General features: G+C 71.8%; 13 protein-coding genes. 7 read left to right on the forward strand and 6 right to left on the reverse strand.

Annotated elements, in window-relative coordinates:
• Nucleotides 1-159: 159 nt before the first annotated feature.
• Genes JIAGA_RS31975 through JIAGA_RS0123720 form a run of 4 tightly spaced genes read left to right on the forward strand, consistent with a single transcriptional unit; the run spans nt 160 to nt 5,685 of the window.
• On the forward strand, nt 160-2,457 hold the full coding sequence (locus JIAGA_RS31975; RefSeq protein WP_211239816.1) for an SDR family oxidoreductase: 2,298 nt from the start codon (nt 160-162) through the stop codon (nt 2,455-2,457).
• Nucleotides 2,454-3,242: an SDR family NAD(P)-dependent oxidoreductase gene (locus JIAGA_RS0123710; RefSeq protein WP_026877578.1), complete on the forward strand. Its 789-nt coding sequence runs from the start codon at nt 2,454-2,456 to the stop codon at nt 3,240-3,242. Before JIAGA_RS31975 ends, JIAGA_RS0123710 begins: the two co-directional genes overlap by 4 nt.
• A gap of 5 nt (nt 3,243-3,247) precedes the next feature.
• The gene (locus tag JIAGA_RS31980) at nt 3,248-4,000 is read left to right on the forward strand and encodes a lysophospholipid acyltransferase family protein (protein ID WP_084470433.1); all 753 of its coding nucleotides are present in this window, start codon (nt 3,248-3,250) and stop codon (nt 3,998-4,000) included.
• On the forward strand, nt 3,997-5,685 hold the full coding sequence (locus JIAGA_RS0123720; protein WP_026877579.1) for an FAD-binding oxidoreductase: 1,689 nt from the start codon (nt 3,997-3,999) through the stop codon (nt 5,683-5,685). The genes JIAGA_RS31980 and JIAGA_RS0123720 overlap by 4 nt, the downstream gene beginning before the upstream one ends.
• Here the strand turns inward: JIAGA_RS0123720 and JIAGA_RS0123725 are convergent.
• Entirely contained in the window at nt 5,645-6,925 is a 1,281-nt protein-coding gene (locus JIAGA_RS0123725; RefSeq protein WP_026877580.1) for an MFS transporter, read from the reverse strand. The two genes, JIAGA_RS0123720 and JIAGA_RS0123725, sit on opposite strands and share 41 nt — an antisense overlap.
• Nucleotides 6,926-7,024: 99 nt before the next feature.
• Here JIAGA_RS0123725 and JIAGA_RS0123730 point away from each other — a divergent pair, with 99 nt between their 5' ends.
• Nucleotides 7,025-7,651 carry an HD domain-containing protein gene (locus JIAGA_RS0123730; RefSeq protein ID WP_026877581.1) on the forward strand — a complete coding sequence of 209 codons (627 nt, stop codon included), beginning with the start codon at nt 7,025-7,027 and terminating at the stop codon, nt 7,649-7,651.
• A gap of 139 nt (nt 7,652-7,790) precedes the next feature.
• Here the strand turns inward: JIAGA_RS0123730 and JIAGA_RS0123735 are convergent, their stop codons facing one another.
• Together JIAGA_RS0123735 and JIAGA_RS0123740 are read right to left on the reverse strand one after the other, a co-directional pair.
• Nucleotides 7,791-8,054 carry a DUF4031 domain-containing protein gene (locus tag JIAGA_RS0123735; RefSeq protein ID WP_026877582.1) on the reverse strand — a complete coding sequence of 88 codons (264 nt, stop codon included), beginning with the start codon at nt 8,052-8,054 and terminating at the stop codon, nt 7,791-7,793.
• A gap of 15 nt (nt 8,055-8,069) precedes the next feature.
• Entirely contained in the window at nt 8,070-8,774 is a 705-nt protein-coding gene (locus tag JIAGA_RS0123740) for a copper homeostasis protein CutC (RefSeq protein ID WP_026877583.1), read from the reverse strand.
• Nucleotides 8,775-8,811: 37 nt separating this feature from the next.
• Here JIAGA_RS0123740 and JIAGA_RS0123745 point away from each other — a divergent pair, with 37 nt between their 5' ends.
• Nucleotides 8,812-9,153, forward strand: a complete 342-nt coding sequence (locus tag JIAGA_RS0123745) for a hypothetical protein (protein WP_211239817.1) — start codon at nt 8,812-8,814, stop codon at nt 9,151-9,153.
• Nucleotides 9,154-9,158: 5 nt separating this feature from the next.
• Here JIAGA_RS0123745 and JIAGA_RS34805 read toward each other — a convergent pair whose 3' ends face one another.
• From JIAGA_RS34805 to JIAGA_RS0123760, 3 genes are all read right to left on the reverse strand, one after another.
• Nucleotides 9,159-9,308: a hypothetical protein gene (locus tag JIAGA_RS34805; protein WP_157553462.1), complete on the reverse strand. Its 150-nt coding sequence runs from the start codon at nt 9,306-9,308 to the stop codon at nt 9,159-9,161.
• Between the two features lie 86 nt (nt 9,309-9,394).
• Entirely contained in the window at nt 9,395-10,543 is a 1,149-nt protein-coding gene (locus tag JIAGA_RS0123755; RefSeq protein ID WP_026877585.1) for an epoxide hydrolase family protein, read from the reverse strand.
• Nucleotides 10,544-10,560: 17 nt separating this feature from the next.
• Nucleotides 10,561-11,691 carry an epoxide hydrolase family protein gene (locus JIAGA_RS0123760; protein ID WP_026877586.1) on the reverse strand — a complete coding sequence of 377 codons (1,131 nt, stop codon included), beginning with the start codon at nt 11,689-11,691 and terminating at the stop codon, nt 10,561-10,563.
• A 62-nt stretch (nt 11,692-11,753) separates the two neighbouring features.
• On the opposite strand from JIAGA_RS0123760, the gene JIAGA_RS0123765 reads away from it, so the two are divergent.
• Nucleotides 11,754-12,710 carry a helix-turn-helix transcriptional regulator gene (locus JIAGA_RS0123765; RefSeq protein ID WP_026877587.1) on the forward strand — a complete coding sequence of 319 codons (957 nt, stop codon included), beginning with the start codon at nt 11,754-11,756 and terminating at the stop codon, nt 12,708-12,710.
• Nucleotides 12,711-12,937: the final 227 nt, after the last annotated feature.

The raw sequence follows: 12,937 nt of genomic DNA on the forward strand, positions 1-12,937 counted from the left end.
AGAGCTACATTCTGTGTATTCTCTGCACCGCGTAAGGGGTCATCGGCACCCCCCGAGATTCGCTCGGCTGCCGAGCGACGGCACGGCCTGGGGAGGGCGCATGGCATCTGACTTCGAGCTGACTGCGGCCATACGCGGTACCCGTCCGGGAACCCAGCGGTGAGCGCGGGCACCAACGGCGCTCGCTCCGTGCTCGGTGACGGCGCGCATGTCCTGCTCACCGGCGCCACCGGCTTCGTCGGCCAGGCCGTCCTGGAGAAGCTGCTGTCCAGCTATCCCGGGACCCGCGTCAGCGTGCTGGTCCGGCGGCGTGGCGCGCTCAGCGGCCAGCAGCGGATGGAGCGGCTGTTCCGCAAACCCGTCTTCAGCACCTGGCGCGGCGCTGTCGGCGAGGAGACCGCGCTGCGCGAGTTCCGGGAGCGGGTCGGCGTCATCGAGGGCGACCTCGGCGATCTCCCCGAGCTGCCCGACGACGTCGACGTCGTCATCCACTCCGCGTCCACGGTCTCCTTCGACCTGCCCATCGACGAGGCGTTCGCGTCCAACGTCGGCGGTCCGGAGTCGCTGTACCGGGCCCTGCTCGCCAGCGGGTCGCGTCCGCACGTCGTGCACGTCTCCACCAGCTACGTCGCCGGCCTGCGCAAGGGGATCGCCGAAGAGGGGTCGCTCGATCACGAGGTCGACCGGCACGTCGAGCTGACGCATGCGCTGGCCGCACGCACCGACGTCGAGCAGCTGTCCCGCAGCCCGAGGCTGCTCGGCAAGCTGCTCGCCCAGGCGCGCGACAAGCACGGCAGGGCGGGCTCGCGAGTGGTCACCGACGCCGCCGAGCAGGCGCGACAGGACTGGGTGCGCGACCAGCTGGTCGAGGCCGGCCGGACCCGGGCGCAGAGCCTCGGCTGGCCGGATGTGTACACCTACACCAAGGCCCTGGGCGAGCGAGTGGCCGAGGACCTGTGGGCAGGCGCCGGCCACCGGCTGTCCGTCGTCCGCCCCACCATCATCGAGTCCTCGCTCAAGCACCCGTATCCCGGGTGGATCGACGGCTTCAAGGTCGCCGACCCGCTCATCGCCGCCTACGGGCGGGGCCTGCTGCCGCAGTTCCCGGCGCTGGCCGACACCGTGCTCGACGTCATCCCGGTCGACTTCGTCGTCAACGCCGTCCTGGCTGCCGCCGACGCCCCGCTGCCCGGCGGCGATGTCCGGTACCTGCAGGTCAGTTCCGGCATCACCAACCCGCTGCCGTTCGGCCGGCTGTTGCGGCTGGTCCGCGAGTACTTCGAGGCCAACCCGCTGAAGGACGCCAAGGGCGGCTATCTCTCCGTCCCGTCGTGGTCGTTCCCGCACCGGGGCGCCGTGGAGCGCGCGCTGCGCCGCCGCGAGAAGGCCATCGACATCGCCGACCGCGCCGTCGACCGGCTGCCACCGGGTCAGCGCACCCGCAGCTGGATCTCGGCCATCTACCGCACGCGGCGCGACCTGGAGACGCTGCGGAAGTTCACCTCGTTGTATCAGCCGTACACCGAGACCGAGGTCATCTTCGACGACGCCCAGCTGCGGGCCCTGCACGCCTCGTTGCCCGACGACCGCAAGGCCGAGCACGGCTTCGACGTCACCGAGATCGACTGGGCGCACTACCTGCAGAAGATCCACATCCCCGGCGTGCCCGGCCTCAGCCGCGGCGGTTCCGGCGACACCGCCAGCACGGCGAACCTCCCGGTGGACCTGCCGGCACGCAGCGACGTCATGGCGGTCTTCGACCTGCAGCGCACTGTCGCCGCTGCCACCCTGGTCGAGCACTACATGTGGATTGAACTGGCCGCGAAGCCGCTGTCGCGGTGGCCGGTCGTCATGAGCAACCTCGTCGCGCTCGGCCCGCGGTACCTGCAGGCCGAGCGGCGCGACCGCGGCGATTTCATCCGCACCTTCATGCGCCGCTACGAAGGCGTCCACGAGGACGAGCTGCGCAAGGTCATCGCCGACGAGGTCACGGTGTCGCTGCACCGGGGGCTGTTCGAGCAGGCGCTGGAGCGCATTCGCGCGCACCACGACGCCGGACACCGCACGGTCCTGCTGACCGGCGAGATCGACGTGTTCGTCGAGCCGCTCGCGCCGCTGTTCGACGTCATGGTCGCCGGCCGCATGGAGTCCGACGCCACCGGCCGATGGACCGGCCACCTGGCCACGCCGCCGCTGGTCGGCGAGGCCCGGGCGGCCTGGCTGCGTCGCTACGCCCGCACCGAAGGGCTCGACCTCGCCGGGTCGTACGCGTACGGCGACAGCTACGGCGACCGGTCCTGGCTCGAGGTGGTCGGCAACCCCAACGCAGTCAACCCGGACGCCAGCCTCTACCGCTACGCCAAGTCCAAGCGCTGGCCCGTGCACAGCTGGACCACCACCGCCGAGGGCCGGCTCTCGCCGGTGTTCCGCAGCATCAAGGGAGCGCGACGGGGATGACCGGCGGGCCGAAGCTCACCGGCCGGGCACTGGTCACGGGCGGCACGTCGGGCATCGGGCTGGCCTTCGCCGAGGCGCTGGCCGCGCGCGGCTGCGATCTCGTGCTGGTGGCCCGTGACACCGAACGGCTCAAGCAGACCGCCGATGCCCTACGCGGCCGCCACGGGGTCCAGGTCGAGATCCTCCCGGCCGACCTCGCCGTCCGCGAGCAGGCCGGTGAGGTCGCGGCCCGGCTGGCCGACGCCGAAGCCCCCGTCGACATCCTGATCAACAACGCCGGCAAGGGAGTGCACTCCCCGCTCGCGACCGAGGACACCTCCGAGCACGAACAGGCCATCGATCTGATGATCACCGCCGTGGTGGTGCTCGGCGCCGCCGCGGCCCGCGCCATGCGCGAGCGCGGACACGGCGTCATCGTCAACGTCTCGTCGGTGGCCGGGCTCATCACCATGGGCGGGTACTCGGCGGTGAAGTCGTTCGTGCGCACCTACTCCGAGAGCCTGTCGATGGAGCTGGCCGGCACCGGCGTGCAGGTCACGGCCCTGCTGCCGGGCTGGGTGCGCACCGAGTTCCACGAACGTGCGGGCATCCGCACCGGCTCGATCCCGTCGTCGCTGTGGCTACGCGCCGACCGCGTCGTCGCCGACTGCCTGGCCGATGTCGAGAAGGGGCGGGCCCGTTCGGTACCGTCGGCTCGGTTCAAGGTCCTGGCGTGGCTGGCCGAGCACGCACCCCGAGCGGCGGTGCGGCGCGTCACGGCCAGGCTGGTGAGCGGGCGGCGGTGAGCGGCATGGCGAGTACGAGGAGGTACCACGCGGCCTGGCACCGCTGGGCGAGGTTCGTCGCCCAGCGGATGGTGCTGCGGCCGGTGGTGTACGCCGTCACGAAGGTGTCGGTGCTGGGCACGGACAACCTCGACGGACTGTCCGGGCCGTTCGTCGTCGTCGCCAATCACAGCAGCCATCTCGACGCGCCACTCCTGGTCACCGCGCTGCCGCGGCGCTACACCCGCAGCCTCGCCGTCAACGCCGCGGCCGACTACTTCTACCGGCAGTGGTGGATGAAGGCGGCCACCTCGTTGTTCTTCAACACCTACCCCGTCAGCCGCACCAACGCCGACATGGGCAAGGGCAAGGGACTGGCCAACCAGCTGCTCAGCGAGAAGGTCCCGGTGGTGATCTTCCCCGAGGGCACCCGGCGCAACACCGAGAACGGCGTCAAGCGGTTCAAGCCCGGTGCCGCGGCCCTGAGCATCACCCAGGACGTGCCGTGTGTCCCGGTCGCCATCGTCGGCACCGACGAGGCCATGCCGGTGGGCCGTTCCTGGCCCGTCCCCGGGCGCCCGCCGGTCACTCTCATCGTCGGCGCCCCGATCAACCCGGAACCGGGTGAGCGGGTGCGCGACCTCAACGACCGGCTCGAGGCCCAGGTGGCGGCGATGGTCGCCACCCGCGACCCGAACGCGAAGCCGGACCTGACCCGCCACAAGGCGCGGCCGGATGACCATCCCAGCGAGCGTGCGCAGAAGGAGGAGGCGTCGTGACCGGTGTGCAGCACCAGAAGTGGTGGGGCTGGGGGGTCGAAGGCATCACCTTCACCCACGAGGACAAGCCGAAGCTCGCGCCGTTCGTCATGGAGAAGGTCGGCATCGACCTGAACGCGCCGGGCACCCCGCCGCCGGACTTCGAGGACCTCAAGGTCCCGGCGTCGCTGCTGGACGGTGAGCTCGCCACCGCGCTGCGCAGCGCCGTCGGCGACGCGTACGTCGCCACCGACGACATGGACCGGGTGGTGCACACCTACGGCAAGGGCCTGGTCGATCTCGTCCGGGTCCGCGCCGGCGATCTGCCGCGGGTTCCCGACGCCGTCGTCTACCCCGCCGACGAGGACGAGGTGCGGCAGGTGGTCGACGCCGTCGTGGCGGCCGAGGGCGTGCTGATCCCGTTCGGCGGCGGGTCGAACATCTCCGGGTCGCTGACCCCGCCGCCGGACGAGAAGCGGGTCGTCGTCTCACTCGACCTCGGCCGGCTCAACCGGGTCCTCGAGGTCGACGAGCACGCCGGGCTGGCCCGGGTCCAGGCGGGGGTGCTCGGCCCGGACCTCGAGGATCAGCTGAACGCCCGTGGCTGGACCACCGGCCACCAGCCCGACAGCTTCCGCCACTCCACCCTTGGCGGGTGGGTGGCGACGCGCAGCTCGGGAATGCAGTCGGACAAATATGGAGACATCAGTGACATCGTTCGGGGCATGCGGGTGGTGCTGCCCGGCAAGGTGATCGTTCTCCGGCCGCTGCCCAGCACGTCGTCGGGGCCGAGCGTGCGCGAGATGATCCTGGGCTCGGAGGGCCGCCTCGGCGTCATCACCGAGGTCTGGGTCCATGTCCACCGGGTGCCGAAGAACCGTGAAATCGTCGCCTACCTGTTCCCGACGTGGGCGGCCGGGCTGGCGGCGATGCACGACATCTCGGAGTCCGATGCTTCGCCCACCGTGACCCGCGTGTCCGACGCGAACGAGACCGCGTTCTCGCTGTCCATGCAGAAGCCGTCGACGGGTCTGGCCGCCAAGGCGGGACCGATCCTGTTCAACGTCCTGGAGCGGCGCGGCTGGGATCTCGACGCGGCCTGCCTGTCCTACATCGGCTACGAGGGCGACGAGGGCCACCTCAAACACGAGAAATCGATCGTCGGCAAGATCGTCCGGAAGCACGGCGGCATCAAGCTCGGCAAGGGCCCCGGCGCGCTGTACGACCAGAAGAAGTTCGACACGCCCTACATCCGCGACTTCCTGCTCGACATCGGCGCCTTGGGCGACGTGTCGGAGACCGCCGCCCCGTGGTCGAAGCTGATGGACCTCTACGCCAACACGATCCGCACCGCCACCGACGCCTTCGCCGAGCTCGGGGTCAAGGGCTTCGTGATGTGCCACCTGTCGCACAGCTACCACTCCGGCGCGTGCCTGTACTTCACCTTCGCGTTCCCGCCCAGCGGCGATGTGGCCGCCGAGCAGATCGAGCAGTACTGGGTGGTCAAGCGGGCGATCCAGCAGTCGTTCATCGACAACGGCGCCACCATCTCGCACCACCACGGCGTGGGCACCGACCACGCTCACTGGCTGGAGGACGACATCTCACCGGCCGGCACCGATGTGATGGCCGGGCTGCTGAAGGCGGTGGATCCGGGCCGCAACCTCAATCCTGGGACGCTGCTGCCATCGCACCGGGAGTGGTAGCGGCGGGCTGATCCGGCTCGCTCGGCCGGAGCCGTCGGCCGGGGCCGCCGGTGGCTCGGGCCCGGACGGCGGCCGCGAGCAGTGCCACCGCCGCGGCCGTCACGGTGACGGCGAATGCCGGACGGTGCCCGCCGAGGTCGGCCAGCCGTCCGGCCACGCCGGAGCCGACGGCGTACCCGATGCCGGTGGCTCCGGCCAGCACGGTCAGCGCGGCACCGACCCGGGACGGCGGCACCAGTTGCTCGGCGGCGGCGAACACGCTGATCATGTACGGCGCGATGGCCAGGCCCAGCACCAGCACCGCCGGCACCAAGGCCGCCAGCGAACCGACCAGCAGCAGCGGCGCCGACAGCACCAGCAGCGCGCCGGCGAACACCAGGATGCGGCGCTGGTATCCGAACCGTTCCGGCAACGCGGCGGTGGCCAGACCGGCCAGCACGCTCCCGACGCCGAGCAGCGCGTGCACGAGCCCGGCCAGCCCCGGGCGCCCCTCGGCGGTGGCCAGTGCCGTCGTACCGGTCTGGGTGGCGCCGAAGATGACCCCGATGAGCAGCTGGGCCAGCGCGAGCGCGAGGAACGCGGAAGTGACGAATCGCCGCGACCCGCTGGTGGTGTCCGGCCGTAGCGTGTGGGCCAGCCGCGCGGTCGGGTGCAGCGCGAACCAGGAACCGAACACGATCAGGAGGGCGGCCGCGGCCAGCAGCGCACCGCTCGGGCTGAGTGCGACGGCACCGACACCGACGAGCGCCGGGCCGAGCACGAACGACGCCTCGTCGGCCGCGCCCTCGTAGGAGAACGCGGCGTCGACCAGCCGCCGCTGGTGCGCGCCGGTGCGATGGGTGATGGGCCGCCACCGGGTCCGTGCCAGCGGCCCGACCTGGGGCATCGCCAGCCCGGCGGCTGCCGCGGCGGCGACCAGGAGCGGGGTGGCCAGGCCGGCGTCGACCGCGGCGACGAGCACGGTCAACCCGACGCCGGCAGCCAGTGACTGCGCCAGCACCACCGGCCGTTGACCGAACCGGTCGGCGATGGCGCCGGCCACCGGGGCGCCGATGGCGTTGGCCACGGCGAGCGCCCCCGCGGCCAGCCCGCCGGCGGTGTACCGGCCGGTGGCGTCGGAGACCAGGAGCAGGGTGCCCAGCTGGCTCATGGCGAGCGGCAGCCGGCCGAGGAAGGCGACGGCGACGTAAGCCGGCCCGGCCAGGGCGATGAGACGGCGGTAAGACGACAGAGGCGACACGACAGGGCTCCACAACGGACACTCGACCTGCGCGCCTCCCCACCACCAGGTCGCGCCGAAACCCTGTGCTGTGTCGGAGTCTACCGCGATGATGGCCGCATGGACGAGCTGCGACGGCAGTGGGCGGTACTCGCGGGCACCGGCCCGGAGGCCGAGGCGGCCGGCGACGACCTGCTGCGGCGCTGGCAGGAACCGCACCGGCACTACCACGCCGTCGGGCACCTGCGGGCGGTGCTGGATGCCGTGGACGAGCTGGCCGATGCCGCCGACGACGTCGACGCGGTGCGCCTGGCCGCGTGGTTCCACGATGCCGTCTACGCCGGCCGGCCCGGCGACGACGAGCGCGCCAGTGCGGTGCTGGCCCGCGACATGCTGACGGGGCTGGGGGCGGCCCCTGCCCGGGTGGACGAGGTGGCGCGGCTGGTGCTCGTCACCGTCGCCCACGACCCCGCGCCCGGCGACGCCGACGGCGCGGTTCTGTGCGACGCCGACCTCGCCGTCCTGGCGGGTTCGCCCGCCGAGTACGCGGCGTACGCGTCCGCCGTCCGCGACGACTACGCGCAGGTGTCCGACGCGGACTTCGCCGCCGGCCGGGCCGCCGTGCTGGAGCGTCTCCTGGACCGGCCGGCGTTGTTCCACACCGCCACCGGCCGGCGGCGGTGGGAGGAACCGGCCCGGCACAACCTGCACACCGAGCTGGTGCTGCTGCGCGCGGCCGGCTCCTGACCGGCGGTGATGGGCGCAGCGGTCCGCTCCGCCCCCTCCCCGCGTTGATCTTGGAGTAATCGCAGAATCGCCGGGTGAAATGTCCGATAGATTCCGCCGTTACTCCAAGATCAACGCGCCATCGGGCCCGGACGCGCGGTCAGTGGCGGCGGCGTTTACGCCGGCGCAGCCCGGCTGCGTGCAGCCGGGCGACGATCTCGCGGCTGCGCGCCGGCACGGCTCCGGCATCGACCACGCGCTGGTAGTCCGTCTCCGGCACGTCGTAGTGGTCGCCGTCGAAGCCGCGCGCCGGCAGCCCGAGCCGCGCGGCGAACTCGTGCAGTTCGTCGAAGGAGCGGTCGGAGGCCAGGTGTGACCACAACCGGCCGTGTGCCGGCCAGGCAGGCGGATCGATGAGGATCATGACCAGGGGTGTCTCCTAGAGCGCCGCCGCGACGGCGTCGTCGATCAGGATGCGCCACGACCGCACCAGTGCGGCGTCGACGTACGCCTTCCAGGAGCCGCCCGGCCGAACCCGGCTGCCGACGTGGAACTGCCGGACGCCGGCCCGCGCCAGCCAGGGCACGTGATCGGCCTCCAGTCCGCCGCCGGCCATGATGAGCCGGGCAGCCGTGGCGTCGCCGGCGGCCCGGCTGCACAGCTCGTCCAGGCCGGACGCGACGCCGCGCGGCGAACCGGCAGTGAGGATGGCGTCCAGGCCGGGCAGGCCCGGGACCACGTCCCAGGCCGCCTCGTGGTCGAGGGTGTGGTCGATGGCACGGTGGAACGTCCACGGCATGCCGTCGAGCTCGTCGGCCAGCGCGATGGTCGCCTCGACGTCGACCTCCGCATTGAGCCCCAGGAAGCCCAGGACGAAGCTGTCGGCGCCGGCGGCGGCCAGCTGATGTGCGGCGATCTTGAGCCTGGCCAGTTCGGACCCACTGGTTGAGAAGCCGTCGTTGGAACGCAGCATGACCCGCAGCGGGAGGTCGCAGGCGCGTTTGAGGTCGCGGACGGCGTCGAGGGTGGGCGTGAGACCGTCGGCGTCCATGTCGGCTACGACTTCGAGCCGGTCGGCGCCGCCTTCGGCCGCGCCGGACGCGTCGCCGGGACCCAGCGCGATGACCTCCAGGAGCGGACGCACGTGCATAGTGTGCCAGCGAAATGGCACGATCGACATCGTGGTTGACGACGTGATGCTCGCGGCGCGGGCACTGGTGCTGCGCGACCTGGGCGCGCGCCGGCTCGACGTGCCGGCCGCCGTCGACGCGCTGGACGCCGCCGTGCGCGAGCGGCGCTGGTGGGTGGAGCAGTGGCCGGACGGTGCGGCGTTGGTGTCCGGGCAGCTGGCGCAGGACGTACAGGACCGGCTGCTGGACTCCGGTGTGGGGCGCTGGCCGCGGTGCCGGTCGTGCGACGAGACCGTCCCGCACGAACTGCGGATCGAGCCCGAGTTGGGGCCCGATCCGCAGTGGGTGTGCGAGAAGTCCGGCGTGCACGTCGCGCCGCTCGGCGCGTTGTGAGCCGGTCACGCCACGCGCGCCGCCGCCTGCTGTAGGTGTTCGTCGGCCGCCGGCTCCGGGACCCAACGAAGTTCCGTCCGCTCGCGGCCGGAGATGTCCGTCACGGTCACCCACCGGGCCACGAGACCGGAGCGCTGGACCATCGTCGTCGCCATGTCCGCCCCCTTCGGCCACTCCTGAGTCGGGTGCTGTTCACCTTCTGTTCACCTACAGTACCAGAGGTGTTCGGCTGGCCGCGCGGTCAGTGCCGGCCGCTGAAGAACTCGATGACGTCGGCGGCCAGCAGGTCCGGCGTCTCCAGCGCGGCGAAATGGCCGCCGCGGTCGAACTCCGTCCAGCGCACGACGCTGCCCATCGGGTCGACGAGGTGCCGGACGGAGGTGTCGGCGGCGAACACCGCGACAGCACCCGGCGGCAGGGCCGGCGGCACACCGTCGTCGGCCCCGGCACCCGCCGACGCCATGAACTGCTTGAACGCCTGCATCCCCTCGTAGACGACATGCGCGGCCGACGCACCGCTGCCGGTGAACCAGTAGATGCTGACGTTGGTGAGCAGCCGGTCGCGGTCGACGGCGTCCTCGGGTAGTTCGGCGGCCGGGTCGGTCCACTCCCTGTACTTCTCGGCGATCCAGGCGAGCTGCCCGACCGGCGAGTCGGTGAGCCCGTACGCCAGCGTCTGCGGTCGGGTCGCCTGCTGCACGAGGTAGCCGATGCCGTCCTCGCGGAACAGGTTGAACCGCTCGGCGCGCGCCCTCTCCGCATCCGGCAGCCCGGCCAGCTCGACCGGCGGCCCGAACGGGTACGGCGACGGGCCGTTGACGTGGGTGCCGATCACTCGGTCGGGGTGCAGCATCGCCAGCAGGCCGACCACGCCGGCGCCCACGTCTCCACCCTGAGCGGCGAACCGCTGGTAGCCCAGGCGAGTCATCAGCTCGGCGACCGCGCCGGCGACGCGCATCAGATTGCCCCAGCCGGTCTCGCGCAGCGGCGTGGAGAACCCGAACCCGGGCAGCGACGGGACCACCAGGTGGAACCGGTCGGTGAGCAGCGGGATGAGGTCGAGGAACTCGACCACCGAACTCGGCCAGCCGTGCAGCAGCACCAACGGTGTCGCGTCCTCGTTCGCGGAGCGGACATGCAGGAAGTGCAGGTCCTGCCCGTCGACCGTGGTGACGAACTGCGGGTGTGCGTTGAGCTCGGCCTCGCCGGCGCGCCAGTCGAAACCGTCGCGCCAGTACTCGGCCAGCTCCTTCAGGTAGCCGACCGGAACACCGCGCTCCCAGCCGGTATCGGTCAGCTGCGCCGGCCAGCGGGTGGCGGCCAGCCGCCTCCGCAGGTCGTCCAGATCGGCCTGCGGGATCTCGATGCGGAACGGGCGGATCTCGTTCATGGCTCCCCCTCGACGGGTCAGTGGGTCAGGTCCGCGAAGAACCCGCGGACGTCGGCGGCCAGCAGGTCTGGCGCCTCCATCGCGGCGAAGTGGCCGCCGCGGTCGAACGTCGTCCAGCGGACGATGGTGTGGTCGCGTTCGGCGAACCGGCGGATCGCGATGTCGGTGGCGAAGTTCGCCACCGCCGTCGGGACGGTGAACCGCTCCCGCGGCGCCCAGAAGGCGGCATCGTGTAACCGCTCGTAGTACGAGTGCGCGGTCGACGCGGCGGTCCCGGTGAACCAGTAGATGCTGACGTCGGTGAGCAGCCGGTCGCGGTCGACGGCGTCCTCGGGTAGTTCGGCGGCCGGGTCGCTCCATTCCTGGAACTTCTCGACGATCCAGGCCAGCTGCGCCACCGGCGAGTCGGTGAGCCCGTACGCCAGCGTCTGCGGCCGAGTGCCCTGCAGCCGCAGGTAGCCACTCCCGTCCTCCTGGAACTGCTGGAACAGCGCCAGGCGCCGCTGCTCGTCCTCGGTCAGCCCGGCCAGGTCGGACGGGTCGTCGGACGGGAAGGTCACGAACGCGTTCGCGTGCACCCCGACGACGCGGTCCGGCGCCAGCCGGCCGATCTCCGGGCCGAGGAAGCCTCCGACGTCGCCGCCCTGCACGCCGTAGCGGTCGTAGCGCAGCCGGTCCATCAGCTCCACCAGCGCGGACGCGGACCGGCCGTCGGTCCAACCGGCGGCGGTGACCGAGCCGGAGAATCCGTACCCGGGTAGCGACGGGACCACCAGGTGAAACTCGTCGGTGAGCAGCGGGATGAGGTCGAGGAACTCGACCACCGAGCCGGGCCAGCCGTGCAGCAGCAGGAGCGGCGTCGCGTCCTCGTTGGCGGAGCGGACGTGCAGGAAGTGCAGGTCCTGCCCGTCGACCGTGGTGACGAACTGCGGGTGTGCGTTGAGCTCGGCCTCGCCGGCGCGCCAGTCGAAACCGTCGCGCCAGTACTCGGCCAGCTCCTTCAGGTAGCCGACCGGAACACCGCGCTCCCAGCCGGTATCGGTCAGCTGCGCCGGCCAGCGGGTGGCCGCCACCCGGGCGCGCAGGTCGGCGACGTCAGCGTCCGGGATCTCGATCCGGAAGGGCCGGAGGTCCATGGAATTCGTCATACACCCACGGTCGCGGCAATCGCGGCCAGTTACGGGCCGCAATAGCTGGCAATATCGACGACATGGTGGAAACCTCGGCCCGGCTGCTGAAGCTGCTGTCGTTGCTGCAACTGCGCCGCGAGTGGGCCAGCGCCGACCTCGCCGCCCGGCTCGGCGTCGCGGTCCGGACGGTGCGCCGCGACGTCGAGCGGCTGCGGACGCTGGGGTATCCGGTCGATTCCACGCCCGGCGTGTCCGGCGGCTACCGCCTCGGGTCCGGCGCGGACATGCCGCCGCTGCTGCTCGACGACGAGGAAGCGGTCGCCGTAGCCGTCGGGTTGCGGACGGCCGCCAGCGGGTCGGTCACCGGCATCGAGGAGACCTCGGTGCGGGCGCTGGCCAAGCTGGAGCAGGTGCTGCCGGCCCGGCTGCGGCACCGGGTGGCGACGTTGTCGTCGGCGACGGTGCCACTGACCGGCGGCGGCCCCACCGTCGACGCGGACGTGCTGACGGCCATCGCGGCCACCGTCCGCGACCACGAACGGCTGCGCTTCGACTACGTCGGCCATGACGGCAGGTCGTCTCGCCGCGAGGTCGAGCCCCATCGGCTGGTCACCCGCGGCCGCCGCTGGTATCTGGTGGCCTGGGACGTCGGACGGTCGGACTGGCGCACCTTCCGGGTCGATCGACTGACGCCGAAGATCCCGACCGGGCCGCGGTTCACCCCACGCGAGGCACCGTCGGGCGATGTCGCCGACTTCGTCGCCCGCGGACTTGACTACGCGCTCTGGGAGTACCGGGTGAGCCTGCGCCTGCACGCGCCGACGGAGGCCGTCGCGAGCCGGCTGCCGTCGTCGATCGTCGTCGAGCCCGAGGACGAACACACCTGCGTCGTCCACACCGGTGCCGACAGTTTCGAGATGATCGCCGTCTACATCGCCATGCTCGACGTCGACTTCGACGTCCTCGACCCGCCCGAGTTCGCCGACCACCTACGCGCGCAGGCCGCCCGCTATCTGCGCGCCGCCGGCACGGTGTAGACCTCGTAGGAGACGGGCCGGATCTACAGCCCCGTAGATTCGACACATGTCGACGACGACGATCCGGGTGTCGCGCGAACTGCACGAGCGGCTGGCCAGGCACGCCGCGGAACGGAACACCCTCACTGGCCGGCGCGATCGCGCATGCCCTCGACACTGAGGAGCACATCGCGTTCTGGGCTGCGGCCCGAGCCACCATGGAAACGCGCGAGGCAACCGCCGTCCTG

This window comes from Jiangella gansuensis DSM 44835, assembly GCF_000515395.1.
In the GTDB taxonomy this organism is placed as follows: domain Bacteria; phylum Actinomycetota; class Actinomycetes; order Jiangellales; family Jiangellaceae; genus Jiangella; species Jiangella gansuensis.

What these genes read in the sequence shown, in the direction of transcription:
- JIAGA_RS0123710 (WP_026877578.1), top strand. Translation starts at nt 2,454, where the DNA reads ATGACCGGCGGGCCGAAGCTCACCGGCCGGGCACTGGTCACGGGCGGC.
- JIAGA_RS0123730 (WP_026877581.1), top strand. Translation starts at nt 7,025, where the DNA reads ATGGACGAGCTGCGACGGCAGTGGGCGGTACTCGCGGGCACCGGCCCG.
- JIAGA_RS34805 (WP_157553462.1), bottom strand. Translation starts at nt 9,308, where the DNA reads ATGGCGACGACGATGGTCCAGCGCTCCGGTCTCGTGGCCCGGTGGGTG.
- JIAGA_RS0123755 (WP_026877585.1), bottom strand. Translation starts at nt 10,543, where the DNA reads ATGAACGAGATCCGCCCGTTCCGCATCGAGATCCCGCAGGCCGATCTG.
- JIAGA_RS0123760 (WP_026877586.1), bottom strand. Translation starts at nt 11,691, where the DNA reads ATGACGAATTCCATGGACCTCCGGCCCTTCCGGATCGAGATCCCGGAC.
- JIAGA_RS0123765 (WP_026877587.1), top strand. Translation starts at nt 11,754, where the DNA reads ATGGTGGAAACCTCGGCCCGGCTGCTGAAGCTGCTGTCGTTGCTGCAA.
- JIAGA_RS0123735 (WP_026877582.1), bottom strand. Translation starts at nt 8,054, where the DNA reads ATGATCCTCATCGATCCGCCTGCCTGGCCGGCACACGGCCGGTTGTGG.
- JIAGA_RS31980 (WP_084470433.1), top strand. Translation starts at nt 3,248, where the DNA reads ATGGCGAGTACGAGGAGGTACCACGCGGCCTGGCACCGCTGGGCGAGG.